This window comes from Citrobacter sp. MGH105 (assembly GCF_001037485.2).
GTDB lineage: Bacteria > Pseudomonadota > Gammaproteobacteria > Enterobacterales > Enterobacteriaceae > Citrobacter > Citrobacter portucalensis.
Genome location: NZ_CP073048.1, coordinates 1,353,176 through 1,378,728, shown reverse-complemented (window position 1 = coordinate 1,378,728; position 25,553 = coordinate 1,353,176). Strand labels below are relative to the sequence as shown.

Genomic DNA, 25,553 nt, shown 5'->3' with positions numbered 1-25,553 from the left:
AGATGCATTTGACATACATCATTAAAGTCTCAGATAAAGGAAGACCGTATGCTTGACGCACAAACCATCGCTACAGTGAAAGCCACCATTCCCCTGCTGGTTGAAACAGGCCCGAAGCTGACCGCCCATTTCTACGACCGCATGTTTACGCATAACCCAGAGCTGAAAGAAATCTTCAACATGAGTAATCAGCGTAATGGCGATCAGCGTGAAGCGCTGTTTAATGCTATTGCCGCGTATGCCAGCAATATCGAAAATCTGGCGGCACTGTTGCCGGCTGTTGAGAAAATCGCACAGAAGCATACCAGCTTCCAGATTAAACCCGAGCAGTACAACATCGTGGGTGGCCATTTACTGGCAACGCTGGACGAAATGTTCAGCCCAGGCCAGGAAGTTCTGGATGCGTGGAGCAAAGCATACGGCGTGCTGGCGAACGTTTTCATCAACCGTGAAGCGCAGATTTACAGCGAAAATGCCAATAAAAATGGCGGCTGGGAAGGTACCCGTCCTTTCCGCATCGTGGCAAAAACCCCACGCAGTGCACTTATCACCAGCTTTGAGTTTGAACCTGTCGACGGTGGCGCAGTAGCTGAATATCATCCGGGGCAATATCTGGGCGTCTGGTTAAAGCCGGAAGGTTTCCCGCATCAGGAAATTCGTCAGTACTCACTGACCCGTAAACCCGATGGCAAAGGCTACCGTATTGCGGTTAAGCGTGAGGACGGTGGTCAGGTTTCAACCTGGCTGCACAACCATGCGAATGTTGGCGACGTTGTTCACCTGGCCGCACCTGCGGGCGATTTCTTTATGGACGTCGCGACCGACACCCCGGTATCTCTGATCTCCGCGGGCGTGGGACAAACCCCAATGCTGGCGATGCTGGATACGCTGGCAAAAGCGAAGCATACGGCGCAGGTTAACTGGTTCCACGCGGCAGAAAATGGTGACGTGCATGCCTTCCCTGATGAAGTCAACGAACTCGGCAAAACGCTGCCACGCTTTAGCGCACACACCTGGTATCGTGAGCCAACCGAAGCCGATCGCGCGAAAGGTGCGTTTGATAGCGTAGGTCTGATGGATTTGAACAAACTGGAAAGCGCAATCAGCGATCCGGCTATGCAGTTTTATCTGTGCGGTCCGGTTGGTTTCATGCAGTTCGCCGCGAAGCAGCTGGTCGGTCTGGGCGTGAAAAACGAGAACATTCATTACGAATGCTTCGGTCCGCACAAAGTCTTGTAATGTGTTACGCGAGTAGGCCGGATAAGGCGTTTACGCCGCCATCCGGCAATCACTCTGCCTGATGCGCTACGCTTATCAGGCCTACAAATTAACGGCGCGGCTTAGATTGCCGCGTCGTCTTCTTCACCGGTACGAATACGAATAACGCGTGCCACGTCGAATACAAAAATCTTACCGTCACCAATTTTGCCGGTCTGGGCAGTACGGATAATGGTGTCGACGCAGGTATCGACGATGTCGTCGGTAACCACAATTTCAATTTTTACCTTCGGCAGAAAATCCACCATATATTCCGCGCCACGGTACAACTCGGTATGGCCTTTCTGACGGCCAAAACCTTTCACTTCTGTCACAGTCATACCGGTAATGCCGACTTCTGCCAGCGCTTCGCGGACGTCGTCCAGCTTGAAGGGTTTAATAATCGCATCAATCTTTTTCATGCTATTCCTTGAAAAGGTCGCCTGTCTTTTGATCGAATAAAGCTAACATAATCCGCAGATTTATTCTTTGAAATCGTTTGCATCCAGCTCGTGCCGAGAAAGCAATTTATAGAATTCGGTGCGGTTGCGCCCCGCCATTCTTGCCGCGTGGGTCACATTGCCCTTGGTGATTTGCAGCAGCTTACGCAGATAGTTGAGCTCAAACTGGTTACGCGCCTCAACAAAGGTCGGCAGCGCGGTGTTTTCCCCTTCCAGCGCCTGCTCCACCAGCGCGTCGCTGATCACCGGCGAAGAGGTCAACGCCACGCACTGCTCAATTACGTTGACCAGCTGACGCACGTTGCCCGGCCAACTGGCGGTCATTAACCGCTTCATGGCATCGGTTGAAAAGGCGCGTACGAACGGTTTGTGCCGTTCAGCAGACTGGCGCAGCAGATGGTTCGCCAGCAGCGGAATATCTTCCGTACGCTCGGCCAGCGCAGGGATCTTCAGGCTCACCACATTGAGGCGATAGTACAAATCCTCGCGAAATTCGCCCCGTGCCATCGCTTTGGGTAAATCGCGGTGGGTCGCAGAAACGATCCGCACATCAATGTCGATATCGCGGTTACTGCCCAACGGTCTGACTTTTCGTTCCTGCAATACGCGCAGCAGTTTCACCTGTAACGGCGCAGGCATATCGCCAATCTCATCGAGAAACAGCGTGCCGCCTTCCGCGGCCTGAAACAGCCCTTCACGATTGCTCACCGCACCGGTAAAAGCACCGCGCGCATGACCAAACAGTTCTGATTCCAGCAGTTGTTCCGGCAACGCGCCGCAGTTAATGGCAATGAAAGGTTTTTGGCTGCGTGGGCTGGCGTTGTGAATAGCCTGAGCGAAAACTTCTTTCCCGGTTCCGCTCTGACCGTTGATCAAGACGCTAACGTCCGATTGCGCCACCATTCGCGCCTGTTCCAGCAGGCGTAGCATCAGCGGGCTGCGGGTAACGATAGATTCGCGCCAGCTGTCATCGGTGGCGGGCGCAGACTGTTCCAGCGCCCCGTCAATCGCGTGATACAACGCGTCCTTGTCGACTGGCTTAGTGAGAAAACTGAACACCCCTTGCTGGGTCGCCGCAACGGCGTCAGGGATGGAGCCGTGAGCGGTCAGGATAATCACCGGCATCCCTGGCTGTACTTTCTGGATTTCAGTAAACAGCTGCATGCCATCCATTTCATCCATGCGCAGATCGCTAATAACCAGATCCACTTTTTCACGGTTCAGCACCCGTAACCCTTCCTGCCCACTTTCCGCGGTCACGACGCTGTAGCCTTCGCTGGTCAGTCGCATTCCAAGTAATTTCAACAGTCCCGGATCGTCATCCACCAGCAGCAGATGCGCGGGCTTACGGCTTATCATGGCGTAACCTCATCGGCAGACGGCGCTGCGCCTTCTTCGTTATCAGGCGTAGTGAGTTTATCGTTCCCGTGCAGCGCATCAGGATTGTAGTTACCGCCAGGTTTGCGCGTGGAAAGCTGGCGCTCAATATCGGTCAGATTCTCCAGCTTGCGGGTCGTGAGATCGAGCTGGGACTGCAAATGCTGTTGCTGTTGGCGCAGCGTATCGAGATCGCTGTCGGACGCCTGCTGGAGTTTACTGTAGCGCATACGCTCTTCGGCAAGCTGCAACTGCAACGTTTGGCTGCTGCGCCAGACCTGATACAGCGGGCGTACCTGCGGCGGAATTTGCGGGCTTAACGCATCGAGGCGCGTAACAGCCTCCCGCCTTTCAGGCGGCGTAATGTTGGCATTATCGAGCAGGATCCCACGCCTGAAAGCGCCCTGCCAGGTATCTGCCATCAGGGTGCTGGCTTCACTACGCGCCTGCACCGGCATCAGGCGATTGGCACAATCCATCGCCCGCAGCCAGTACAACGGATTGGTTTCTGTAGACTGGCCAGACAGCGACCAGATATCCGTACAGTCGGTTGCAAGGTAGTCCGCCAGTTGATTAGGCGGAATTTTCTCCTGCGAGGGATCGCCGATAATATGATTCACCGCGTTCGGGACACAACCAACCAGCGCCAGGCACGGCAGGCTTGCGAGGATGACGCGACGAAGAAAATGTCGTTTAAGCATTCGGACAACAACGTATGGCATACTCACCAGACTTAGGTTTATTTTAGTGATTTTTCGCAGCAGCTAGCGGCAGTTCTATGCGAAAACAAACGTTTTGCGCATGGTCATCAACCAGATACAGCTTGCCCCGCATACGGCGGATGCAATCTCTGGCAATGCTTAGCCCCAACCCGCTTCCTTTTACCGCCCCTTTTCGCTGATGACTCCCCTGGAAAAAAGGCTCGAAGATCATGGTCTGTTCTGCTTCTGGAATCGGTGTGCCGGTATTCATTACATCGATGTATACCGTTGAGCCATGCAAACTGCTGCGGATCCAAATGTTACCGGATTCAGCACCATAGTGCACCGCATTGGAATAAAGATTGTCCAGCACGCTCATCAACAGCATCGGTTCTGCCAGGCAAGTGTTCACCGCAAGCGCAACATCAGTATGTATCATTTTGGCGCGAGCGGGCAGGCTATGCGCAGAAACAACGCTTTCCACCAGCGGCGCGATTTCCACACTTTCAAGTTCCACCTCGTCATCCGCCAGCTTGCGGTTGTAATCGAGGAGTTGTTCAATCAGCTTTTGCAGGTTACGGCTGCTGTCATCCAGAATACCGACCACCTCTTTTTGCTCCGGTGTTAACGGGCCAACCACCTGATCGGCCAACAATTCGGTACCTTCGCGCATGCTCGCCAGCGGTGTTTTCAGCTCATGGGAAAGATGGCGTAAAAACTGATGCCGTTGCGACTCAAGCCAGGAGAGGCGTTCGCTTAACCAGATGATACGCTGCCCCACGGATCTCAATTCCCGCGGCCCGGTAAATAATACGCTATCCCCCAGCGAGCGCCCTTCTCCCAGACAGTTGATCATCCGTTCAATGCCCTTCACCGGACCGATAATCATGCGGGTAAACAGCAAGACCATCGCCAGGCTGACGAGAAACAGCACCAGTGCCTGCCAGCCAAAAAACTGCCCGCGTTCGGCTATTTCCTGCTGTAACTGCTGCCCACGAGAAAAGACCACGGTACGCGTCGCTTGCACCATCTCGGTATTGGCATTGGCGAACGCTTCCAGCCGTGCAGCCGACACACTGTCAGGACCACTGTTTTTACACTGCAACTGCGCGAGATCGTTAAGATCCTGACGCAACGCCTGGTAGAGCTTGGTATCCGGCAACACCCCCGCATGCGCATCCAGCATGTCGCTGTAGCGTTTACGCTGGCTTTGGTAGACCCTGGCCAATGTTGGGTCATCAAGCACGCAGTATTGCCGATAGCTGCGCTCCATCTCCAGCGCGACGTTGGTCATCGCCTCGCTGCGTCTGGCATCAATCAGCGTGGTGCGGTTTGTCAGCGCAGCCTGCGCGCTCAGGGCATTCAGACTTTGCCATGCCTGCCAGGCCAGAACTAACAACGGCAGCAGGATAAGCAAGAAGGCCAACGTCACCAATTGACGTAAAGATCGGGGAAAAACTGACCAGCGCTTCAAGGCGTTACTCTCAATGGACAGGAATAGATTGATGCTAACTGAGGGGAACGCCAGATACAACAAAGCCGGGATTAACCCGGCTTTGTTGTGGAATAAGGCGGTGCCTAACTCGACGTTTCGCCCGGAGGTTGATATGAGCAATGCTAATATCAGATGTTGGACGGCAGGCACCTTGTTGTGCGTCATTCGAAGTTTATGTAGCACGTCCCGAAGGGGCTGACATAAGAAGGTGAATGAGCCACTGGTTAATATTATGCAGCATCTGTGCCAATATTCAAAACACTTTATTAACACAATGATAAGTATGAAAAATATTATTATTTTCACAAATAACAATTCTGGCTGTTTTTTGTTCTCTCTGTCGCCAATCAGCAACACTTGCAGCATTTAAAAACAAATCCCTATTAAATCAAATAATTAAACGTCTCTTTTTGACGACACCACAACCCTGTCCATGTCGGCATTTCCCGACACTTTACTTTTAGGTGCAAGCGCTGAGTTTATTGCCGGATGGCGGCGTGAACGCCTTATCCGGCCTACAACCGCATTTTCCCTGTAGGCCTGATAAGCGTAGCGTCATCAGGCGGGTTTCATCCGGCAGACAAAAAAAAGCCCCTCGCGAAGAGGGGCTTGATGACTATTGAGCGAATTAACCGAGCTGTTTACGCGCGTTGCGGAAAATACGCATCCACGGGCTATCCTCGCCCCAGTTTTCCGGGTGCCAGGAGTTGCTCACGGTACGGAACACACGTTCCGGGTGCGGCATCATAATGGTGACGCGACCATTTTCAGTGGTCACTGCAGTAATACCGTTCGGCGAACCGTTCGGGTTAGCCGGATAGGTCTCGGTCACCTTACCGAAGTTATCAACGTAGCGCAGCGCCACCAGACCTTTGCTCTCAAGCTGAGCCAGATGCGCACCGTCACGCACTTCCACACGACCTTCACCGTGAGAAACGGCAATCGGCATCATCGAACCCACCATATCAGCAAGCAGTAAGGATGGGCTTTGCGTCACTTCGACCAGACTGAAGCGGGCTTCAAAACGATCGGAGTGGTTACGTACAAAGCGCGGCCACAGGTCGCTTCCTGGGATCAGCTCACGCAGGTTAGACATCATCTGACAACCGTTACACACGCCGAGTGCCAGCGTTTGCGGGCGATGGAAAAAGGTTTCGAACTCATCACGGACGCGGTTGTTGAACAGAATCGACTTCGCCCAACCTTCACCAGCGCCGAGCACATCGCCATAAGAGAAGCCGCCGCAGGCCACCAGCGCCTGGAAGTTACCCAGGCCGATACGTCCGCCCAGCAGGTCGCTCATGTGCACATCGATGGCTTCGAAACCCGCACGGTGGAAGGCTGCTGCCATTTCAACGTGGGAGTTCACGCCCTGCTCGCGCAGTACGGCCACTTTGGGACGCGCACCGGTGGCGATGTACGGAGCGGCAACATCTTCGTTGATATCAAACGACAGTTTAACGTTGAGACCAGGGTCCGCATCGTTGGTTTTAGCGTCGTGTTCTTGATCGGCGCATTCCGGATTGTCACGCAGACGCTGCATCTGCCAGGTGGTTTCCGCCCACCACATACGCAGGGTTGTACGGCTTTCGCTAAACACCGGCTGGCCGTTAGCGGTCAGGTTGAAGCGGTCACCTTCAACGGCTTTACCGAGGAAGTGTACGCAGTCTGCCAGGCCGTGGGCAGCCAGAATCGCTTCCACCGCCTCACGCTCAGCAGCACGAACCTGAATCACCGCACCCAGTTCTTCGTTAAACAGCGCCGCCAGACGATCTTCACCCAGAGAGTGGATATCAGCGTCAATACCGCAGTGACCGGCGAAGGCCATTTCCGCCAGCGTAACCAGCAGACCGCCGTCAGAACGGTCATGGTAGGCCAGCAGCTTACGCGTAGCGACCAGCGCCTGAATCGCATCGTAGAAGCCTTTCAGTTGCTCAACGTTACGCACGTCGGCAGGCTTATCGCCCAGTTGACGGTAAACCTGCGCCAGCGACGTAGCGCCCAGCGCATTGTGACCAAGACCGAGGTCAATCAGCAGCAGGGCGTTGTCTTCAGTAGACAGCTGCGGGGTAATGGTGTGGCGCACATCTTCTACGCGGGCAAAGGCGGTAATCACCAGCGACAGCGGCGAGGTCATTTCACGCTGCTCGTTACCTTCCTGCCAGCGGGTTTTCATCGACATAGAGTCTTTACCCACTGGAATGGTCAGGCCGAGCGCCGGGCATAGCTCTTCCCCAACGGCTTTTACTGCTTCGTACAGGCCAGCATCTTCACCAGGGTGACCCGCAGCCGCCATCCAGTTTGCCGACAGCTTAATACGTTTGATGTCACCAATCTGCGTTGCCGCAATGTTGGTCAGCGCTTCACCGACCGCCAGACGCGCAGAGGCAGAGAAGTCCAGTAGTGCAACCGGCGCGCGTTCGCCGATAGACATCGCTTCGCCGTAGTAGCTATCGAGGCTTGCGGTAGTGACCGCGCAGTTAGCGACCGGGATCTGCCATGGACCAACCATCTGGTCACGCGCAACCATGCCGGTAACGGTACGGTCACCGATGGTCACGAGGAACGTTTTCTCCGCGACAGTCGGCAGATGCAGCACGCGGTTAACCGCATCTGCAATCGAGATTTCACCACGATTCAGGGCATCGCCTTTGGCTTTCAGCGTCTGCACATCGCGGGTCATTTTCGGTGTTTTACCCAGCAGCACATCAAGCGGCATGTCGATCGGCTGGTTGTCGAAGTGGCTGTCGCTCAAGGTCAGATGCTGTTCTTCGGTAGCTTCACCAATCACCGCATACGGCGCGCGCTCGCGCTTACACAGTTCGTCAAACAGCGGCAATTGATCGGCAGCAACCGCCAGCACGTAGCGTTCCTGGGATTCGTTACACCAGATTTCCAGCGGGCTCATACCCGGCTCATCGCTGAGGATATCGCGCAGCTGGAACTTACCGCCGCGACCACCATCGCTTACCAGCTCCGGCATAGCGTTAGACAGTCCACCCGCGCCAACGTCATGGATAAACAGAATCGGGTTCGCATCACCCATCTGCCAGCAACGGTCGATAACTTCCTGGCAACGACGTTCCATTTCCGGGTTGTCACGCTGTACGGAAGCGAAATCAAGATCGGCATCAGACTGGCCGGAAGCCATAGAGGAGGCTGCCCCGCCGCCAAGGCCAATGTTCATTGCCGAGCCGCCGAGGACGATAAGCTTAGCGCCAACGACGATCTCGCCCTTCTGCACGTGATCGGCACGGATGTTACCGATCCCGCCTGCCAGCATGATCGGTTTATGGTAACCGCGCAGCTCTTCGCCGTTATGGCTGTTGACCTTTTCTTCATAGGTACGGAAGTAGCCAGTCAGCGCCGGACGACCAAATTCGTTGTTAAATGCCGCGCCGCCCAGCGGACCTTCGGTCATGATATCAAGCGCGGTAACAATACGGTCCGGCTTACCGAAGTCTTCTTCCCACGGCTGTTCAAAGCCAGGAATACGCAGGTTGGAAACGGAGAAACCCACCAGCCCGGCTTTCGGTTTTGCACCGCGACCTGTTGCGCCCTCGTCGCGGATTTCGCCGCCGGAGCCGGTTGCAGCACCTGGCCACGGAGAGATGGCCGTCGGGTGGTTGTGAGTTTCAACCTTCATCAGGATGTGGGCTGGTTCCTGATGGAAATCGTAGCGGCCAGTTTTGTGATCGGCAAAATAGCGGCCCACTTCAGAGCCTTCCATTACCGCAGCGTTGTCTTTATAGGCAGACAGCACGTGGTCCGGCGTGGTTTCGAAGGTATTCTTGATCATCTTGAACAGCGACTTCGGCTGCTGTTTACCATCGATAACCCAGTCGGCGTTAAAAATCTTGTGGCGACAGTGCTCAGAGTTGGCCTGCGCAAACATGTATAGTTCAATATCGTTCGGGTTACGTCCCAGTTTGGTGAACGCATCCTGCAGATAGTCAATTTCGTCTTCCGCCAGCGCCAGACCCAGACGCAGGTTAGCGTCGATCAGCGCCTGACGTCCCTCACCCAGTAGATCAACGCTGGAGACCGGCGCCGGTTGGTGATGGGCAAACAGTTTTTCGGCATCGTTCAGCGCAGAGAAAACCGTTTCCATCATGCGGTCGTGCAGTTCGTCGGCCACCATCTGCCATTGCTCAGCGGTCAGCGTAGAGGCTTCTACATACCAGGCAATGCCACGTTCCAGGCGGCTAATCTGGTGCAGACCGCAGTTGTGGGCAATATCAGTCGCTTTAGAAGACCACGGGGAGATGGTGCCTGGGCGAGGCGTAACCAGCAGCAGTTTGCCTTCCGGGGCGTGGCTTTGCAGAGCAGGACCATATTTCAGCAGGCGTGCAAGCTGCGCGTGCTCATCTTCATTTAACGGTGCATTCAGATCGGCAAAATGGACGTACTCGGCGTAAATGTTGTGGACCTGGAGGTTGGCAGCCTGAAAACGTGCCAGCAGTTTGTTAATACGGAATGCAGACAGTGCAGGTGAACCACGCAGAATTTCCATCATAAGTCTCTCGTCTTCTAAGCTTTCGGTGTGCCCAAGTGGGGGAAACGGGCGTCATTATAAAGAATCTACCGCGCCGACGAAACCGTTTGCGTCGAAATAAAATCACGACCGTCACTTATCATCAAATGCGGTCAGATTTCTGAATAAGTTGCCAACTGACGCAAGTTTAAGCAAAATGCCGTTCATTAATGACGACTTCACTTCTTAATCAACACCACAGCAGACAGAGACAACGTACGGTTCAGAGAATTAACTAATTGAAAAAATTAAAGATTAATTATCTGTTCATCGGCATATTGACGCTGTTGTTGGCAGCGGCCCTTTGGCCATCTATTCCCTGGTTCGGTAAAGCCGAAAATCGTATCGCCGCCATTCAGTCGCGGGGAGAGCTGCGCGTCAGTACCATCGACTCACCGTTAACTTACGCGACCCTCAACGGCAAAAAATTCGGCCTGGATTATGAACTGGCCCAGGAATTTGCCGACTACTTAGGCGTGAAGTTAAAAGTTACCGTACGCCAGAACATCAGCCAGCTTTTTGACGACCTGGATAACGGCAATGCCGACCTGTTAGCCGCAGGTCTGGTCTATAACAGCGAGCGGGTGAAAAATTACCAGCCCGGCCCGACCTATTATTCGGTTTCACAACAGCTGGTGTACCGGGTTGGGCAATACCGCCCGCGCACGCTTGCCACCGTGAACGAAAACCAACTGACTATCGCCCCTGGGCATGTGGTGGTTAATGACCTCCAGCAGCTAAAAGAGAAAAAATTTCCCGATCTGAGCTGGAAAGTCGATGACAAAAAGGGCACCACCGAACTGCTTGATGATGTAATCGCCGGAAAGCTGGATTACACCATTGCCGATTCTGTTGCCATCAGCTTATATCAACGCGTGCATCCTGAGCTGGCCGTAGCGCTCGACGTCTCTGACGAACAACCGGTGACATGGTTTAGTCGGCTGGACGATGACAACACGCTGTCTGCCGCCCTACTGGATTTCTTCAACACCATGAATGAAGACGGTTCTCTGGCACGGCTGGAAGAGAAATATCTCGGGCATGGCGATGATTTTGACTATGTTGATACCCGCTCCTTTTTACGCGCCGTAGACAGCGTGTTGCCGGACCTCAAGCCGCTGTTTGAGAAATATGCGCAAGAGATAGACTGGCGACTGCTGGCCGCTATCTCGTATCAGGAATCACACTGGGACGCGCAGGCCACCTCTCCAACCGGCGTACGCGGACTGATGATGCTGACCAAAAATACTGCTCAAAGTCTCGGGCTGACCGACCGTACCGATGCTGAACAGAGTATCAGCGGCGGCGCGCGATACTTGCAGGATATGATGAGTAAAGTACCGGATACCGTCCCCGAAGGAGAACGCATCTGGTTTGCCCTTGCAGCCTATAACATGGGTTATGCACACATGCTGGATGCGCGGGCGCTGACGGTGAAAACCAAAGGCAATCCGAACAGTTGGTCTGACGTAAAACAGCGATTACCGCTGCTCAGCCAAAAACCGTATTATAACAAGTTGACCTATGGCTATGCGCGCGGCCACGAAGCTTACGCCTATGTGGAAAATATCCGTAAGTACCAAATTAGCCTGGTGGGATATCTGCAAGAGAAAGAAAAACAGGCGCTAGAAACGCAGCAACTGGCGCAGGATTACCCGACGGTGACGCCCGCAGAACTATTAGGTAAAGAGAAATTCCCGCTTTCGGCGTTTCTGTCTCAAACGTCGTCAAACTACCTGACGCACTCCCCTTCCCTGCTGTTTTCACCGCATAAAAAAGAGGAGAAGTAGTCTTGTACGCCTGATAAGCGCACTGCCATCAGGCTGAGAGTTACTGATTAGCGGATTTTTTCAGGGCCTTGATTTCCTGCCGGCGCATGCGGAAAAAATCACTGAGCAACGTGGCACATTCATCCCGCAGTACCCCCTCTGTCACTTCAACCCGATGATTCATTCCAGGGTGATGCAGTACATCCATTAATGACCCGGCAGCGCCCGTTTTCGCATCGCGCGCACCAAAAACGACCCGACCGATACGGCTGTGCACCATCGCGCCAGCGCACATTACGCACGGCTCCAGAGTGACGTACAGCGTGGCATCTAACAGGCGGTAGTTTTGCAGCACCAGGCCGCCCTGACGAAGCGCCATAATCTCAGCGTGGGCAGTCGGATCATGATGTCCAATAGGGCGGTTCCAGCCTTCGCCAATTACTCGGTTGTTATGTACCAATACCGCACCCACCGGGACTTCACGCTCATCCCAGGCGCGCTTAGCCAGCGTTAAAGCATGACGCATCCAGTATTCGTGGCTAAATTCAACATCTGACAAAGGGGTAACTCCAGTAATCAAAGCGGGCGCATTATACACGTCATACTTCAAATTGCATGTGCGTTAGCTATTCGAGTTGCTGAAGCTCTCCGCGCGGCGTGACGCGCCAGCGATGCTGGCAAAAAGAGAGCAGAGGATTGTCCTGATTACTGTCACTATAGCCACTGTAAAGCTGTAGCGGCGTGCCAATGTGGCGTTCCAGTTGTGTCACTTTCTCGTGGCCCAGACAGCGCAAAGTCAGTACCCAGCCGCCGTATCCCCGCGCCATTTTGCTGGCGATCAGATTGACTCGCGGTAGCCATGGAGTATCAAAGTAAACCTGCTCGACCAGTGACTGCGGAGAGCCGGTAATAAGCCAGATATCAGCGTCGGAGCTTAACAGGTAGGTTGTCAGCCGCTGCTGCACGAGCGGAAACGCCGTCACGTTACTGCGAAACCAGCGCACAAAGTCGGCCTGATGCGCTTTCAGACGCGCTTCGCTGCGCCCAAAAGTGCATCCCCATAACAGCAGGCTCATTGGCCAGCGGGCGGCACGTCCTTTTATCAGCAACGCCAGCGCAATCACCGGTAACAAAGGCAGCACAAGCAACGCATTCAGCGGCTGGCGACGCAGCAGATAACGAATAAAACTACCGAACATATCCTGCTGGTGTAACGTGCCATCCAAATCAAAAAAGACAACGCGGCGCTGGTGATTGGTCAAACCTTATTCCTCTGGATCAGTGAATCCCAATAGCCAGGTAAACAGGAACCCGGCGATAACTGCTACCAGATAGCCTAACAGATAGAACATCACTTTTCCGGCAACAATCGTCAGTGCCAGCGGTAATCCGGAGATGCCAAAGGTGATGACCGTCGCCACCTTCCAGTAGCTAATCAGCGCCCCACCTACCGCGCCGCCAAGACAAGCACCGATAAACGGCTTACCCAACGGCAGCGTTACGCCAAAAATCAGCGGCTCGCCAATCCCCAGCAGTCCGACCGGTAGCGCCCCTTTGATCACTTTCTTTAGCCGCGCATTACGGGTTTTCATCAGAACCGCGATCGCAGCACCTATTTGCCCAACGCCCGCCATCGCCAGGATCGGAAAAAGCGCGTTATAACCGTGCGCCTGAACCAGCTCAACGTGGATGGGCACCAATCCCTGATGAAGTCCGGTGAGCACCAACGGCAGGAAGGTTCCTGCCAGCACAGCACCGACCAGAAAACCGCCGCGATCGATAGCCCAGGATGCGCCGTGAGCGATAGATTCAGAAATCCATCCGCCAAGCGGTTGCAGCGCCACAATCGCGATGACACCGGTAATGATGGTGGTTAGCAGCGGGTTAAGGATAAGCTCCAGTGATTCCGGCAACAGCGTGCGGAATTTACGTTCGATCCAGCACATCAGCGCAACCACCAGCAATACCGCAATCACCCCACCGCGCCCCGGCTGCAACGCTTCGCCAAACAGGGTAATTTGCGCCAGTTGAGGGCTGGAAAGGATCCCCGCCATCACCCCGCCCATTGCCAGGGAGCCACCGAAAACTTTGGCGGTATTCACCCCGACCAGAATATTCATAATGGCAAACACGGCGCTGCCAAATATGCCCATCAGTCCCAGCATATTTGGATAGTGGGTCGCAAAATCCCCCACGATATCCGGGCGCTTAAGGATGTTAATAATGCCGGTAATCAAACCGGAGGCGATAAACGCCGGAATAAGAGGGATAAAGACGTTTGCCAGCTTGCGCAGCGCATCGCTCATCGGCGCTTTGTACTTCGCTTTGGCTTCTGACTTGGTGCGCTCAATATCATTGGCACCTGCTCGCTCGCCGCCATCGGCAATCAGGGAACGCATGGCATCCACCACTTTGGCAGCTTTACCGGGGCCGACAATAATCTGGTGCTGTGCGCCCTGCTTCACGTAGCCGCTAACGCCGGGCAGTTGCCTGAGGCGGGGAATATCGATCTGCCCGTCATCCTGAACTTCCACCCTGACACGGGTCATACAGTTTTCCAGACGCAGAATATTGTTCTCTCCGCCAACGCCCAGCAGGATGTCGCTGGCCAGCAACGCCGTCTTATCCATATACACCTCTTAGTGTTCTAACGCCGCGCGTAAAAAACCCTGGTGAGCGGCAAGCTTTTCGCGGGCGGCAGCGGCATCCAGGCCGGTGAGCGCCATTAAAATAGCTGGCTTAACATCATAATCCGTCTGCTTCAGCAGCGTTTCAGCTTGAGCCCGCGCAATACCGGTGGCTTCAACCACCATACGGCACGCCCGATCGACCAGTTTGACGTTGGTTGCCTGCATATCCACCATCAGGTTCTGGTACACCTTGCCAAATTTCACCATCGCGCCGGTGGAGATCATATTGAGCACCAGCTTTTGCGCGGTGCCGGATTTCAGTCGTGTTGACCCGGTCAGCGCCTCAGGCCCCACTACCGGAGAAATGGCAATATCCGCTTCATGCGCGATAGGGGAATCTGGATTGCAAGAAATAGCCGCCGTTGTACAGCCCACCGAACGCGCATATTTCAACCCGCCAATTACATACGGCGTGCGACCAGAAGCTGCCAGCCCCACCACCAGATCCTGTGCGGTAAGATTAAGCTCACGCAGATCGTCTTCGCCTAGCTGCGGGTTATCTTCTGCGCCTTCTACTGCCTTCAGCAAAGCGCCCGGTCCCCCGGCAATCAGCCCAACCACCAGACCGTGCGGGACGCCAAAAGTCGGCGGGCATTCAGACGCGTCCAGCACCCCAAGACGCCCGCTGGTTCCTGCTCCCATGTAAATAATGCGTCCACCGGCTTTTAGCGCGTCAGCTGCCGCATCGACCGCACGCGCAACTTCAGGAAGAGTTGCTTTTACTGCTTCAGCTACCAGCGTATCCTGTTGATTAAAACGATGAACCAACTCCAGAGTGGAGAGCGCATCCAGATCCATGGTCTGAGGATTGCGGGTTTCTGAAACTAACGCACCGAGATTCATTTTTTGTTCCTTAGGAATTTTTAATTCATAATAATCTGTCATAATGGAATATTATATTCACTAAGGCGAGTGATATTTTGTTTTGTAATCGCCATCACATTTTCGCCAGGAGAAAGCATGAACTGTTTAATTCGCATTCGTCAGCGTTATCCGGATCTCGCGCAAAGCGATAAAAAACTTGCGGATTATCTTCTTGCTCAGCCGGATACTGCGCGTCATCTCAGTTCACAACAGCTGGCCTTTGAAGCGGGCGTCAGCCAGTCCAGCGTGGTAAAATTCGCGCAAAAGATGGGCTTTAAAGGATTCCCGGCACTCAAACTGGCGATTAGCGAAGCATTGGCCAGCAATCCTAATCCCCATTCCATTCCGGTACATAATCAGATTCGCGGTGACGACCCGATGCGAATGGTAGGCGAGAAACTGATTAAAGAGAACGTGGCGGCGATGCATGCGACGCTGGACGTCAACAGCGAAGAGAAACTGATGGAGAGCGTCACGATGCTGCGTTCAGCCCGCCGCATTATCGTGACCGGGATTGGTGCATCGGGTCTGGTAGCACAAAACTTTGCCTGGAAGCTGTTGAAGATTGGTTTTAACGCGGTAGTCGAACGTGATATGCACGCCCTGCTGGCGACGGTGCAGGCGCTTTCACCAAGCGATTTGTTGCTGGCTATTTCGTACACCGGTGAGCGCCGCGAACTTAATCTGGCGGCAGATGAAACGCTGCGTACCGGCGCGAAAATCCTCGCCATCACCGGATTTACACCGAACGCCCTGCAGCAACGGGCAAGTCATTGTCTGTACACCATTGCCGAAGAGCAGGCCACGCGCAGCGCAGCGATTTCCTCCACCCACGCGCAAATGATGCTCACCGATTTACTGTTTATGGCGCTGGTGCAGCAGGATCTGGAGCATGCCCCGGAACGTATTCGCCACAGCGAAGCACTGGTAAAAAAACTGGTCTGAGCAAAGAATGCGCGTATAATGCCCGCCCGATTTGTGATGTTTTGAGAGTTTCCTGATGGCCCTGTTAATCACTAAAAAGTGTATCAATTGCGATATGTGCGAGCCCGAATGCCCGAATGAGGCGATTTCGATGGGTGATAGCATTTACGAGATTAACAGCGACAAGTGTACGGAATGCGTAGGCCATTACGACACGCCAACCTGCCAGAAAGTGTGCCCGATCCCCAATACTATTTTGAAAGATCCGGCGCATGTCGAAACAGAAGAGCAGCTGTGGGATAAGTTTGTGCTGATGCACCACGCCGATAAACTTTAGCCGCGTCGCCATCTGGCGATGAAGCCCCTACCCTGCCCCTGCAACAAACGCATAACCCGTAGACCGGATAAGACACTACGCGTCGCCATCCGGCATCGTCCTGAATCTAACTTTCGATAATCACCGTGGCGCAGGCGTAGTGACGCTCATCGGCCAGCGTCACATGCATGTGCGCAACGCCGAGTTTTTCCGCCAGTTTTAACGCCTCTCCCCATAATCGCAAACGCGGCTTACCAAGTTCGTCGTTAAAGACTTCAAACTGATTAAATGCCAGCCCATTGCGAATACCCGTGCCAAAGGCTTTTGCTGCCGCCTCTTTGACTGCAAAACGCTTCGCCAGAAAACGCACCGGCTGCTGATGCGTTTCCCAGATTGCCCATTCGTTGTCGCTGAGCACACGTCTTGCCAGGCGGTCGCCGGAACGGGAGATCACCGCTTCGATGCGGGCAATCTCCACGATATCCGTACCTAATCCCAGAATCGCCATTAGCCACGCGCTTCCAGCATCAGGCGCTTCATTTCTACTACGGCCTCTTTCAGGCCGCTCATCACCGCACGTCCAATAATGGCATGGCCAATATTCAGCTCGTGCATTTCCGGGATACGCGCGATAGCTTTAACATTGTGATACGTCAGACCGTGACCCGCATTCACCTTCAGGCCAAGACTTGCAGCATAGGTTGCCGCTTTGGCGATACGCGCCAGTTCGCTGGCCTGTTCTGCGTCGGTTTTCGCATCGGCGTAACAGCCAGTGTGAATTTCAATAAACGGTGCGCCAACTTCCGAAGCGGCCTTAATCTGCTCTTCATCGGCATCGATAAACAGCGAAACCAGAATGCCTGCGTCCGCCAGGCGTTTGCAGGCATCGCGCATCTTGTCACGCTGACCGGCGACGTCCAGCCCGCCTTCAGTGGTAACTTCCTGACGCTTTTCCGGCACCAGGCAGCAAAAATGCGGCTTAGTCTCAACGGCAATCGACAGCATCTCTTCGGTGACTGCCATTTCCAGATTCATGCGTGTATCCAGCGTCTGGCGCAAAATACGTACGTCACGGTCAGTGATATGACGACGGTCTTCACGCAGGTGTACGGTAATACCGTCCGCGCCCGCCTGTTCAACGATAAACGCTGCCTGAACCGGGTCCGGATATGCGGTACCGCGTGCATTACGTAAAGTGGCAATGTGGTCAATGTTGACGCCTAACAGTAATTCGGCCATGACAATCCTCGTTTTTTATTTTCGCTTCGGCATAAACTGCCGGAATAATTCGCGGCTCTTTAAGGGCTTACCACCAAGATACGGCTTTAACGCCATGCGGGTAAAGCGTTTCGCGGCGCGAAGCGTATCAGCATCCGGAAATTCCCGCGATTCGAGTGCTTTCAGATGGCGTCCGGTAAAGGTGGCATTATCAATCACTACGCTTGCGATAAACCCTTTTTCTTCCCTGTAGCGATAGGTCATGGTGTCGTCTACCGGCTCGCCGCTGCCCGCACAGTGGGTAAAATCGACGCCATACCCCAGATGACCAAGTAAGGCTAGCTCAAAGCGACGCAACGCAGGTTCTGGCGAACCCGTCGCGCCAGCCAGCGCCTGAATGCAGTTCAGGTAATCGAAAAAGAGTGCAGAAAAACGGGTTTCGTATTCGAGTACGCGCGAGATAAGCTCGTTAATATACAAGCCGCTGTACAGCGTGATTCCGCTAAGGGGGAGTGCCAGAGAAACGGCTTCGGCGCTGCGCAAGGTTTTGACCTCACCACGTCCACCAAAGCGAAGCAACAACGGGGTAAAAGGCTGGAGTGCGCCTTTAAGATTGGAGCGTTTGGAACGTGCGCCTTTAGCCACCAGGCGCACGCGACCCGACTCTTCCGTGAAGACGTCCAGCACGAGACTGGTTTCGCTCCAGGGGCGACTGTGCAGGACAAAAGCGCGTTGCCATCCTTCCATCATAATACTCGTCGTCTTTCAAGTTGCAGGTGCGTTGGCTGCGCCCGTTCACCCCAGTCACTTACGAGAGTAGGCTCCCGGGGATTCACGGACTTGCCGCGTGACTCTGCCTCTGGCCTCGCTCCTTCGGAGCCAGCGCAAGCGCTGTTCAAAACACTATGTGTTTTGTCCTGCACCTCGAAAGCCATAGAGTATTAAAACTACTGGTCGTCGCCGTAACCGAGGCTGCGCAGCGCGCGTTCGTCATCGGCCCAGCCGGATTTCACTTTCACCCACAGTTCCAGGTGAACGGGCGCTTCGAACATCTCCTGCATGTCTTTACGCGCTTCGATGCCGATGGTTTTAATCTTGGCCCCTTTGTTGCCAATAACCATCTTCTTCTGCCCTTCACGTTCGACGAGGATCAGGCCGTTAATGTCGTAGCCACCGCGTTCGTTAGAGATAAAACGCTCAATCTCCACGGTAACGGAGTACGGCAGTTCAGCACCCAGAAAACGCATCAGCTTTTCACGGATGATTTCAGAGGCCATAAAGCGCTGAGAACGGTCGGTGATGTAATCTTCCGGGAAGTGATGAATAGCTTCCGGCAAATGCTTACGCACGATGCCCGCAACGGTATCGACATTCAAGCCGGTTTCGGCAGAAATCGGTACGATATCAAGGAAGTTCATCTGACTTGCCAGGAACTGCAGGTGTGGCAGCAGATCGGCTTTTTCCTGAACGTTGTCGACTTTGTTGACGGCCAGAATAACCGGGGCTTTGCCATCACGCAGCTTGTTGAGCACCATTTCGTCGTCCGGCGTCCAGCGGGTGCCTTCGACAACGAAAATAACCAGTTCAACATCACCGATCGAGCTGCTCGCCGCTTTGTTCATCAGGCGGTTAATAGCCCGTTTTTCTTCCATATGCAGACCCGGGGTATCAACATAAATCGCCTGATACGCGCCTTCGGTATGGATGCCAACAATACGGTGACGTGTTGTCTGAGCCTTACGTGAGGTAATAGAAATCTTCTGCCCAAGCAGATTATTCAACAGGGTGGATTTGCCGACGTTCGGGCGACCGACGATAGCAATAAATCCGCAGTAAGTTTTCTCTTCGCTCATTCCAGCTCCAGTTTTTTCAACGCCTGTTCGGCGGCAGCCTGCTCAGCCTTACGACGGCTCGAACCTGTGCCAACCACCGGTTCACTCAGGCCGCTGACCTGGCAGTGGATAGTAAATTCTTGATCGTGTGCTTCACCACGGACCTGCACCACCAAATAAGACGGCAGAGGCAGGTGGCGACCCTGCAAATATTCCTGCAGGCGCGTTTTCGGATCTTTTTGTTTGTCGCCTGGGCTAATTTCATCCAGACGAGTTTGATACCAGTTCAGGATCAATTGCTCAACGGTTTGAATATCGCTGTCGAGGAAGACGCCGCCGATCAAAGCTTCAACGGTATCCGCCAGGATTGATTCACGACGGAAGCCGCCGCTTTTCAGCTCACCTGGCCCCAAACGTAAACATTCACCGAGGTCAAACTCACGGGCTAATTCAGCCAGCGTATTGCCGCGAACCAGCGTCGCGCGCATGCGGCTCATATCACCTTCATCCACACGCGGGAAACGGTGATACAGCGCATTAGCGATAACAAAGCTCAAAATAGAGTCGCCTAAAAATTCTAAACGCTCGTTATGTTTGCTGCTGGCGCTCCGGTGAGTTAATGCCTGCTGCAACAGCTCCTGATGATTAAAAGTGTAGCCCAGCTTCCGTTGAAGCCGATTAATTACGATGGGGTTCATGCGATACCAATAAATGAATGCGTCAACAATTCAGCACACGAAACAGACCTGATATACGCACTTCGCTGAGCCATCTGGCTTCGCCTGCATGCATTTATATACAAACCAACGCTGTTTCGTGTGCCGTGGCAACCTGTCGGTGCCAACCTAAAACTTCGGGGGAATATTCTATACACAACGACAAGGGATGTCGTTAGTCTGCGGGAATTTATCCGAGAAATAATTCACGCTGCCGCCGTAATGACGACAACGTGAACGATTATCGGTGATTAGTGAATGCCACCAATACGGCTTAAACGCACACCGGTCGGCCATTCACCTTCTTGCTTATCAAAACTCATCCAGATAGCGGTTGCTTTACCAACCAGATTCGCTTCCGGTACAAATCCCCAGTAACGGCTGTCCGCGCTGTTATCACGGTTATCACCCATCATGAAGTAGTGTCCCGGCGGAACGATCCAGGTTGCCAACGGCTGACCAGGTTGACGGTAATACATCCCCACCTGATCCTGCGCAATCGGCACGGTCAGAATGCGGTGCGTAACCTCACCCAGCGTTTCTTTACGCTCAGAAAGGCGAATACCGTTCTCTTTCGTTTCGTTCAGCGGAACTTCAAAGAAGCCGCTGGTCGCTTCACCGCCGTTACGACGAGCAAAGGTCTGTACAAAATCACTTGGCTGAACATCAGAGTACGTTACCGGCAGCGCGTTTTCACACGCCTGACCGGAACGGCATCCTGGCTGAATAGTCACCTCTTTCGCCACTGGATCGTACGTTACTTTGTCTCCCGGTAAACCGACAGCACGTTTAATGTAGTCCAGACGCGGATCTTCCGGGTATTTAAACACCACGATATCACCGCGTTTCGGATGACCGGTTTCGATCAACGTTTTCTGGTAAATCGGATCTTTAATCCCGTAGGCGAATTTCTCCACCAGGATAAAGTCACCGATAAGCAGCGTCGGCATCATCGAACCTGACGGGATCTGGAATGGTTCATAGATAAATGAACGCACCACCAGCACAATCGCCAGTACCGGGAAAACGGACGCCCCGGTTTCCAGCCAGCCTGGCTTAGGTGCCACTTTTTTCAGCGTAGCTTTATCCAGTGAATCACCTGCAGCAGCTTGCGCTGCTGCCTGACGCTCCCGGCGCTTTGGCGCGAAGATGAATTTATCTACGCACCATAAAATGCCCGTCACCAGTGTGGCAATCACCAGAATCAGGGCAAACATGTTCGCCATGCCAACTCCTTAAGATTATTTGCTGTCTTTACCGACATGCAGAATGGCGAGGAACGCTTCCTGCGGCAGTTCGACGTTACCGATCTGCTTCATGCGCTTTTTACCCTCTTTCTGTTTTTGCAGCAGCTTTTTCTTACGGCTGATATCGCCACCGTAGCATTTCGCCAGAACGTTTTTACGCAACTGCTTAACCGTTGAACGCGCGATGATGTGCGTACCAATGGCCGCCTGGATCGCGATATCAAACTGCTGGCGAGGGATCAGATCTTTCATCTTCTCAACCAGTTCACGGCCACGGCTCTGGGAGTTGTCGCGGTGGGTAATCAGCGCCAGTGCATCGACACGTTCGTTGTTGATAAGGACATCAACACGCACCATATCAGACGCCTGGAAGCGTTTGAAGTTATAGTCCAGCGACGCATAGCCGCGAGAGGTCGACTTCAGACGGTCAAAGAAATCGAGTACGACTTCCGCCATCGGAATCTCATACGTCAGCGCCACCTGGTTACCGTGGTAAACCATGTTGGTCTGGACGCCACGCTTCTCGATACACAGGGTGATGACGTTGCCAAGGTAAGCCTGCGGCAGCAGCATGTGACACTCAGCGATTGGCTCACGTAGTTCGTAGATGTTGTTCAGCGGCGGCAGCTTGGACGGGCTATCGACGTAGATAGTCTCTTTCGCCGTGGTTTCGACTTCGTAGACTACGGTCGGCGCGGTGGTGATCAGATCCAGATCGTATTCACGCTCCAGACGTTCCTGAATGATCTCCATGTGCAGCAGACCAAGGAAGCCACAACGGAAGCCGAAGCCCAGCGCGGTAGAGCTTTCCGGTTCGTAGAACAGGGAGGCGTCGTTCAGGCTCAGTTTGCCAAGCGCGTCACGGAAGTTTTCATAGTCGTCAGAGCTCACCGGGAACAGACCAGCGTAAACCTGCGGCTTCACTTTTTTAAAGCCTGGCAGCGGTTTGTCTGCCGGGTTACGCGCCTGCGTCAGGGTATCGCCAACCGGTGCGCCGAGGATGTCTTTAATCGCACAAACCAACCAACCTACCTCGCCGCATTTCAGCTCGGTACGGTCAACCTGTTTTGGCGTGAAGATGCCCAGACGGTCGGCGTTATAGACCTGACCGGTGCTCATCACTTTAATTTTGTCGCCTTTACGCATGGTGCCGTTTTTAATACGCACCAGTGACACCACGCCAAGGTAGTTATCGAACCAGGAGTCGATGATCAGCGCCTGTAAAGGGCCTTCCGGATCGCCTTCCGGCGGCGGAATGTCGCGTACCAGACGTTCAAGAACGTCAGTGACGCCAACGCCGGTTTTCGCCGAGCAGCGAACGGCATCCGTCGCATCGATACCAACGATATCTTCGATCTCTTCTGCCACGCGTTCAGGATCGGCGGCTGGCAGGTCAATTTTATTCAGTACCGGTACTACTTCCAGATCCATTTCCATGGCGGTATAGCAGTTAGCCAGGGTCTGCGCTTCTACGCCCTGTCCGGCATCAACCACCAGCAATGCGCCTTCACAGGCAGCAAGCGAGCGGGAAACTTCATACGAGAAGTCAACGTGGCCCGGGGTGTCGATAAAGTTAAGCTGATAGGTTTCACCATCAGATGCTTTGAAATCGAGCGTCACGCTCTGCGCTTTGATAGTAATACCGCGCTCACGCTCAAGATCCATCGAGTCGAGAACCTGCGCTTCCATTTCACGGTCAGACAGGCCACCGCAGATCTGGATAATACGGTCAGACAGCGTCGATTTACCGTGGTCGATGTGAGCTATGATTGAAAAGTTACGTATGTTCTTCATATAGTGTAATTATTGTGCCTTACGCCCGCCGGAGCAGGCTCTGAGAAGTCGCTGATCTGAGCTTAACGTCTGTTTAAGTGAAACGCCGCATTCTACACTACAACGCTGAGGCGAGGAAACGTTCATAGAGCAAGGATAGCGGGAACTGGAAACAACCTTGCAAAGTCGGTGAAACTTTTGCCGGATGGCGGCATAAACGCCTTATCCGGCCTACGCCTGCATCTGAGCACGCTGTAGGCCTGATAAGCGCAACGCCATCAGGCAAAGATATCACTGCTGGGTTTCGACGCGAATAAGATCGGGTGGGAGAGCAACGTTTAGAATGACCGGCTGCCAGGCTTCGCGTTCAGCAAGCTTACGAGAGTATCCACGAGCAATCAGGAATCCGCCCACGCCCCCCAGCACTGCGCCGCTTAATGCCGCAAGATCGGAACCAAACAGCACCTGGAACAGCGCTGCGAAAAGAAACAGCCCCGCCAACGGAGACATGTAGACCAGCATCGCCGATCCCAACAGGCTACCTTCGGCAATGCCCAGTTCAACTTTTTGACCTGGGGTCAAGGGTTCGTCGCAGGGCACCACGATAGTGTGTGTGGTCTGTGGTCCCAGTTTGTTCAGCACGCGGCTCCCGCATCCGGCCCGGGAAGCACAGCTGCTACATGACGCTTTCACATCACAGCTGACCGTCGCCAGACCATTTTGCCAGGAAACGACTGTTGCCCACTCTTTGATCATTGTGCGGCCCTGAACTTGATATTGTCCGCGATACGCTTCGCCGTTTGTGGTGGAAGCTCGCCCACTATCGTAATTTCCGCATTATCACGCACGCTGGTGCTGACTGTTCTACGGCCGGTACGCAGCAGTTGATCGGCGCTGTTCTGCGTCGCACGGTTTACGTTCACGGAGAAACTAAACAGGCCATCAGAATAAAGGCGTGATTCAATCGGCATGTTATCCATCGTCGGCAGCGGACGTCGACTGCTTGAGACCTCACTGAAACCTTGTGGCAACCACGACGGACTCCAGTTGAAGTTGGTTTTCTCACCCGCAGGAACCGACAGCAACGGTGGTAAATTCGCTTTTGCTAACGTCTGCATGCTGTCGCTAACACCGTTATTCACGGTAAAGGAGATTACACGGAACTGTTCCAGCGTTTCGCCATCACGATCGAGGAGATCGACACGCATCGGCAGTTTGGTCTCCGTGTCCATCCAAACGATATAGCTGTAACGGGTGCCGTCACGCGCCACAACGCGGATCACTTCACAGAGCCGATCGGCAATACGGGTGCGGCCTACTGAGATAAAATCATAGTAGGGAGCAAGGCGTTTGAAGTCGGTGTAAATCAGGGATGGCAGAGAGTCAACGATATAATCGCCATTCAGCGTGAACGGTTCGAGGCCAGGCTCAAAATAGCTAATTTCGTTGCCGCGTTGCACCACTTCCCGGCGCGGTCCATCCATTTGTAATAGTTGCGCGAGTGGACGGTTATCCTGGCGGGCATGACGATAACGTAGGGATTCAACACCCTGCTTATTGATGCTGACAAATGACAGCTCATAGGTTAGCGACTGGCTGGCCAGATTCATCTGCTGCAACAACGCCCCGGACGCAGGATTGGCCGAGGCGTTTACAGAGAAGAACAGGCTACCAGCCACAAGTGACATGGCAAACCAAAGTTGCTTCATTACTGCGATTGCGTTCCTAAAGTTTGAATTCCTGGCACCTGCACAGCGGCTTGCTGTGTTTGGGCCTGCTCAAACTGAAGCTGTTCAGAGTGCAGTCGACGTTGCAATTCGTAATCCTGCAACATGGCATTAATACGACGACGCTGCTCCTGTACCTGCTGTTGTTGACCGCCGCTGGCCGTCGCGTCAGAAGGTACACCCAAGCTAACCGGACTGGCTTTACCCATCATCGGTAATGTATTAAATACCGGTGTTTCGGGCTGCTGGGACGTTTCAGATTGCCCATTATAGTGCTGGACGCCAACGATAACTGCAAGTGATACGCACGCGGCCACACCCATTTGGGTAAGCTGCGCGGCCCACGGACGCATTTTCTTCCAGAATGGCATTTTCTGCCACTGGTGCGGTGCTGGCTGGGCCTCAGGAATCAATGGCGCCGTCTGACGTACTGGCTCATCCTGGATGGCGGCCATTACGCGGGCGGAAATATCGAAATGGAGAACGTCGGCGGTATCACCTCGCATGGAATCGCGAATCAGGTGATAACTCTCCCAGGTTTTTTGCATTTCCGGGTCGTGAGTTAGCTCTTTGAGTAACTCAGTATCCAGCGTTTCGCCATCCATTAAAGCGGAAAGTTTCTCTTTCTGCATGCCTAATACCTTTTCCAGTA

Annotated in this window: 23 protein-coding genes; 4 read left to right on the top strand and 19 right to left on the bottom strand. The window is 53.8% G+C overall.

The window, feature by feature from the left end:
• Window positions 1-48 precede the first annotated feature (48 nt).
• Entirely contained in the window at window positions 49-1,239 is a 1,191-nt protein-coding gene (gene hmpA, locus SK35_RS06445) for an NO-inducible flavohemoprotein (protein ID WP_048215767.1), read from the top strand.
• Window positions 1,240-1,340: 101 nt separating this feature from the next.
• Here the strand turns inward: hmpA and glnB are convergent, their stop codons facing one another.
• From glnB to purL, 5 genes are all read right to left on the bottom strand, one after another.
• A complete protein-coding gene (gene glnB / locus SK35_RS06440; RefSeq protein WP_002914032.1) occupies window positions 1,341-1,679 on the bottom strand; it encodes a nitrogen regulatory protein P-II in 339 nt (112 codons plus the stop codon).
• 60 nt (window positions 1,680-1,739) lie between these two features.
• The gene (glrR, locus tag SK35_RS06435; RefSeq protein WP_304502732.1) at window positions 1,740-3,074 is read right to left on the bottom strand and encodes a two-component system response regulator GlrR; all 1,335 of its coding nucleotides are present in this window, start codon (window positions 3,072-3,074) and stop codon (window positions 1,740-1,742) included.
• A complete protein-coding gene (gene qseG, locus SK35_RS06430) occupies window positions 3,074-3,817 on the bottom strand; it encodes a two-component system QseEF-associated lipoprotein QseG (RefSeq protein WP_032944248.1) in 744 nt (247 codons plus the stop codon). The genes glrR and qseG overlap by 1 nt, the downstream gene beginning before the upstream one ends.
• A 22-nt stretch (window positions 3,818-3,839) precedes the next feature.
• Window positions 3,840-5,270 (bottom strand): two component system sensor histidine kinase QseE/GlrK, encoded by a 1,431-nt coding sequence (gene qseE / locus SK35_RS06425; protein ID WP_103286014.1) that lies wholly within the window; start codon window positions 5,268-5,270, stop codon window positions 3,840-3,842.
• Between the two features lie 649 nt (window positions 5,271-5,919).
• Window positions 5,920-9,807, bottom strand: coding sequence for a phosphoribosylformylglycinamidine synthase (gene purL / locus SK35_RS06420; protein ID WP_048215766.1), 3,888 nt, complete (start codon window positions 9,805-9,807; stop codon window positions 5,920-5,922).
• Between the two features lie 257 nt (window positions 9,808-10,064).
• Here purL and mltF point away from each other — a divergent pair, with 257 nt between their 5' ends.
• The gene (gene mltF / locus SK35_RS06415; protein WP_008785489.1) at window positions 10,065-11,615 is read left to right on the top strand and encodes a membrane-bound lytic murein transglycosylase MltF; all 1,551 of its coding nucleotides are present in this window, start codon (window positions 10,065-10,067) and stop codon (window positions 11,613-11,615) included.
• Window positions 11,616-11,655: 40 nt separating this feature from the next.
• Here mltF and tadA read toward each other — a convergent pair whose 3' ends face one another.
• From tadA to murQ, 4 genes are all read right to left on the bottom strand, one after another.
• On the bottom strand, window positions 11,656-12,120 hold the full coding sequence (gene tadA, locus SK35_RS06410; protein WP_229235875.1) for a tRNA adenosine(34) deaminase TadA: 465 nt from the start codon (window positions 12,118-12,120) through the stop codon (window positions 11,656-11,658).
• A 100-nt stretch (window positions 12,121-12,220) separates the two neighbouring features.
• Window positions 12,221-12,856 (bottom strand): phosphatidylglycerophosphatase C, encoded by a 636-nt coding sequence (gene yfhb, locus SK35_RS06405; RefSeq protein ID WP_048215765.1) that lies wholly within the window; start codon window positions 12,854-12,856, stop codon window positions 12,221-12,223.
• 3 nt (window positions 12,857-12,859) lie between these two features.
• Window positions 12,860-14,224, bottom strand: coding sequence for a PTS transporter subunit EIIC (locus tag SK35_RS06400; protein ID WP_008785492.1), 1,365 nt, complete (start codon window positions 14,222-14,224; stop codon window positions 12,860-12,862).
• A gap of 9 nt (window positions 14,225-14,233) precedes the next feature.
• Window positions 14,234-15,127, bottom strand: coding sequence for an N-acetylmuramic acid 6-phosphate etherase (gene murQ / locus SK35_RS06395; protein WP_048215764.1), 894 nt, complete (start codon window positions 15,125-15,127; stop codon window positions 14,234-14,236).
• A gap of 117 nt (window positions 15,128-15,244) precedes the next feature.
• Between murQ and SK35_RS06390 the strand changes: the two genes are divergently transcribed.
• Together SK35_RS06390 and SK35_RS06385 are read left to right on the top strand one after the other, a co-directional pair.
• Window positions 15,245-16,093 (top strand): MurR/RpiR family transcriptional regulator, encoded by an 849-nt coding sequence (locus SK35_RS06390; protein WP_048215763.1) that lies wholly within the window; start codon window positions 15,245-15,247, stop codon window positions 16,091-16,093.
• 55 nt (window positions 16,094-16,148) lie between these two features.
• Window positions 16,149-16,409 carry a YfhL family 4Fe-4S dicluster ferredoxin gene (locus SK35_RS06385; protein ID WP_003037590.1) on the top strand — a complete coding sequence of 87 codons (261 nt, stop codon included), beginning with the start codon at window positions 16,149-16,151 and terminating at the stop codon, window positions 16,407-16,409.
• Between the two features lie 106 nt (window positions 16,410-16,515).
• On the opposite strand, the gene acpS is transcribed toward SK35_RS06385, so the two are convergent.
• The 10 genes from acpS to rseA all read right to left on the bottom strand — a co-directional run bounded on the left by acpS (window position 16,516) and on the right by rseA (window position 25,533).
• Entirely contained in the window at window positions 16,516-16,896 is a 381-nt protein-coding gene (acpS, locus tag SK35_RS06380; protein WP_003037588.1) for a holo-ACP synthase, read from the bottom strand.
• Window positions 16,896-17,627 carry a pyridoxine 5'-phosphate synthase gene (gene pdxJ, locus SK35_RS06375; RefSeq protein ID WP_048215762.1) on the bottom strand — a complete coding sequence of 244 codons (732 nt, stop codon included), beginning with the start codon at window positions 17,625-17,627 and terminating at the stop codon, window positions 16,896-16,898. The genes acpS and pdxJ overlap by 1 nt, the downstream gene beginning before the upstream one ends.
• Before the next feature lie 15 nt (window positions 17,628-17,642).
• Window positions 17,643-18,353, bottom strand: coding sequence for a DNA repair protein RecO (recO, locus tag SK35_RS06370; RefSeq protein ID WP_008785495.1), 711 nt, complete (start codon window positions 18,351-18,353; stop codon window positions 17,643-17,645).
• Window positions 18,354-18,553: 200 nt separating this feature from the next.
• The gene (gene era, locus SK35_RS06365) at window positions 18,554-19,459 is read right to left on the bottom strand and encodes a GTPase Era (protein WP_032937937.1); all 906 of its coding nucleotides are present in this window, start codon (window positions 19,457-19,459) and stop codon (window positions 18,554-18,556) included.
• Window positions 19,456-20,136 (bottom strand): ribonuclease III, encoded by a 681-nt coding sequence (gene rnc / locus SK35_RS06360; RefSeq protein ID WP_003037579.1) that lies wholly within the window; start codon window positions 20,134-20,136, stop codon window positions 19,456-19,458. The genes era and rnc overlap by 4 nt, the downstream gene beginning before the upstream one ends.
• Before the next feature lie 269 nt (window positions 20,137-20,405).
• A complete protein-coding gene (lepB, locus tag SK35_RS06355; RefSeq protein ID WP_003835329.1) occupies window positions 20,406-21,380 on the bottom strand; it encodes a signal peptidase I in 975 nt (324 codons plus the stop codon).
• 15 nt (window positions 21,381-21,395) lie between these two features.
• Entirely contained in the window at window positions 21,396-23,195 is a 1,800-nt protein-coding gene (gene lepA, locus SK35_RS06350; RefSeq protein WP_003037577.1) for a translation elongation factor 4, read from the bottom strand.
• Between the two features lie 270 nt (window positions 23,196-23,465).
• The gene (gene rseC, locus SK35_RS06345) at window positions 23,466-23,930 is read right to left on the bottom strand and encodes a SoxR-reducing system protein RseC (protein ID WP_003037576.1); all 465 of its coding nucleotides are present in this window, start codon (window positions 23,928-23,930) and stop codon (window positions 23,466-23,468) included.
• The gene (gene rseB, locus SK35_RS06340; protein ID WP_003835334.1) at window positions 23,927-24,883 is read right to left on the bottom strand and encodes a sigma-E factor regulatory protein RseB; all 957 of its coding nucleotides are present in this window, start codon (window positions 24,881-24,883) and stop codon (window positions 23,927-23,929) included. The genes rseC and rseB overlap by 4 nt, the downstream gene beginning before the upstream one ends.
• Window positions 24,883-25,533 (bottom strand): anti-sigma-E factor RseA, encoded by a 651-nt coding sequence (rseA, locus tag SK35_RS06335; protein ID WP_008785497.1) that lies wholly within the window; start codon window positions 25,531-25,533, stop codon window positions 24,883-24,885. Before rseA ends, rseB begins: the two co-directional genes overlap by 1 nt.
• Between the last annotated feature and the right edge of the window lie 20 nt (window positions 25,534-25,553).

Excerpts from the sequence above, each read along its gene's own strand:
- hmpA (WP_048215767.1), top strand. The coding sequence starts at position 49 with ATGCTTGACGCACAAACCATCGCTACAGTGAAAGCCACCATTCCCCTG.
- glnB (WP_002914032.1), bottom strand. The coding sequence starts at position 1,679 with ATGAAAAAGATTGATGCGATTATTAAACCCTTCAAGCTGGACGACGTC.
- qseG (WP_032944248.1), bottom strand. The coding sequence starts at position 3,817 with ATGCCATACGTTGTTGTCCGAATGCTTAAACGACATTTTCTTCGTCGC.
- purL (WP_048215766.1), bottom strand. The coding sequence starts at position 9,807 with ATGATGGAAATTCTGCGTGGTTCACCTGCACTGTCTGCATTCCGTATT.
- tadA (WP_229235875.1), bottom strand. The coding sequence starts at position 12,120 with ATGCGTCATGCTTTAACGCTGGCTAAGCGCGCCTGGGATGAGCGTGAA.
- SK35_RS06400 (WP_008785492.1), bottom strand. The coding sequence starts at position 14,224 with ATGGATAAGACGGCGTTGCTGGCCAGCGACATCCTGCTGGGCGTTGGC.
- murQ (WP_048215764.1), bottom strand. The coding sequence starts at position 15,127 with ATGAATCTCGGTGCGTTAGTTTCAGAAACCCGCAATCCTCAGACCATG.
- SK35_RS06390 (WP_048215763.1), top strand. The coding sequence starts at position 15,245 with ATGAACTGTTTAATTCGCATTCGTCAGCGTTATCCGGATCTCGCGCAA.
- SK35_RS06385 (WP_003037590.1), top strand. The coding sequence starts at position 16,149 with ATGGCCCTGTTAATCACTAAAAAGTGTATCAATTGCGATATGTGCGAG.
- acpS (WP_003037588.1), bottom strand. The coding sequence starts at position 16,896 with ATGGCGATTCTGGGATTAGGTACGGATATCGTGGAGATTGCCCGCATC.
- pdxJ (WP_048215762.1), bottom strand. The coding sequence starts at position 17,627 with ATGGCCGAATTACTGTTAGGCGTCAACATTGACCACATTGCCACTTTA.
- recO (WP_008785495.1), bottom strand. The coding sequence starts at position 18,353 with ATGGAAGGATGGCAACGCGCTTTTGTCCTGCACAGTCGCCCCTGGAGC.
- era (WP_032937937.1), bottom strand. The coding sequence starts at position 19,459 with ATGAGCGAAGAGAAAACTTACTGCGGATTTATTGCTATCGTCGGTCGC.
- rnc (WP_003037579.1), bottom strand. The coding sequence starts at position 20,136 with ATGAACCCCATCGTAATTAATCGGCTTCAACGGAAGCTGGGCTACACT.
- lepB (WP_003835329.1), bottom strand. The coding sequence starts at position 21,380 with ATGGCGAACATGTTTGCCCTGATTCTGGTGATTGCCACACTGGTGACG.
- lepA (WP_003037577.1), bottom strand. The coding sequence starts at position 23,195 with ATGAAGAACATACGTAACTTTTCAATCATAGCTCACATCGACCACGGT.
- rseC (WP_003037576.1), bottom strand. The coding sequence starts at position 23,930 with ATGATCAAAGAGTGGGCAACAGTCGTTTCCTGGCAAAATGGTCTGGCG.
- rseB (WP_003835334.1), bottom strand. The coding sequence starts at position 24,883 with ATGAAGCAACTTTGGTTTGCCATGTCACTTGTGGCTGGTAGCCTGTTC.
- rseA (WP_008785497.1), bottom strand. The coding sequence starts at position 25,533 with ATGCAGAAAGAGAAACTTTCCGCTTTAATGGATGGCGAAACGCTGGAT.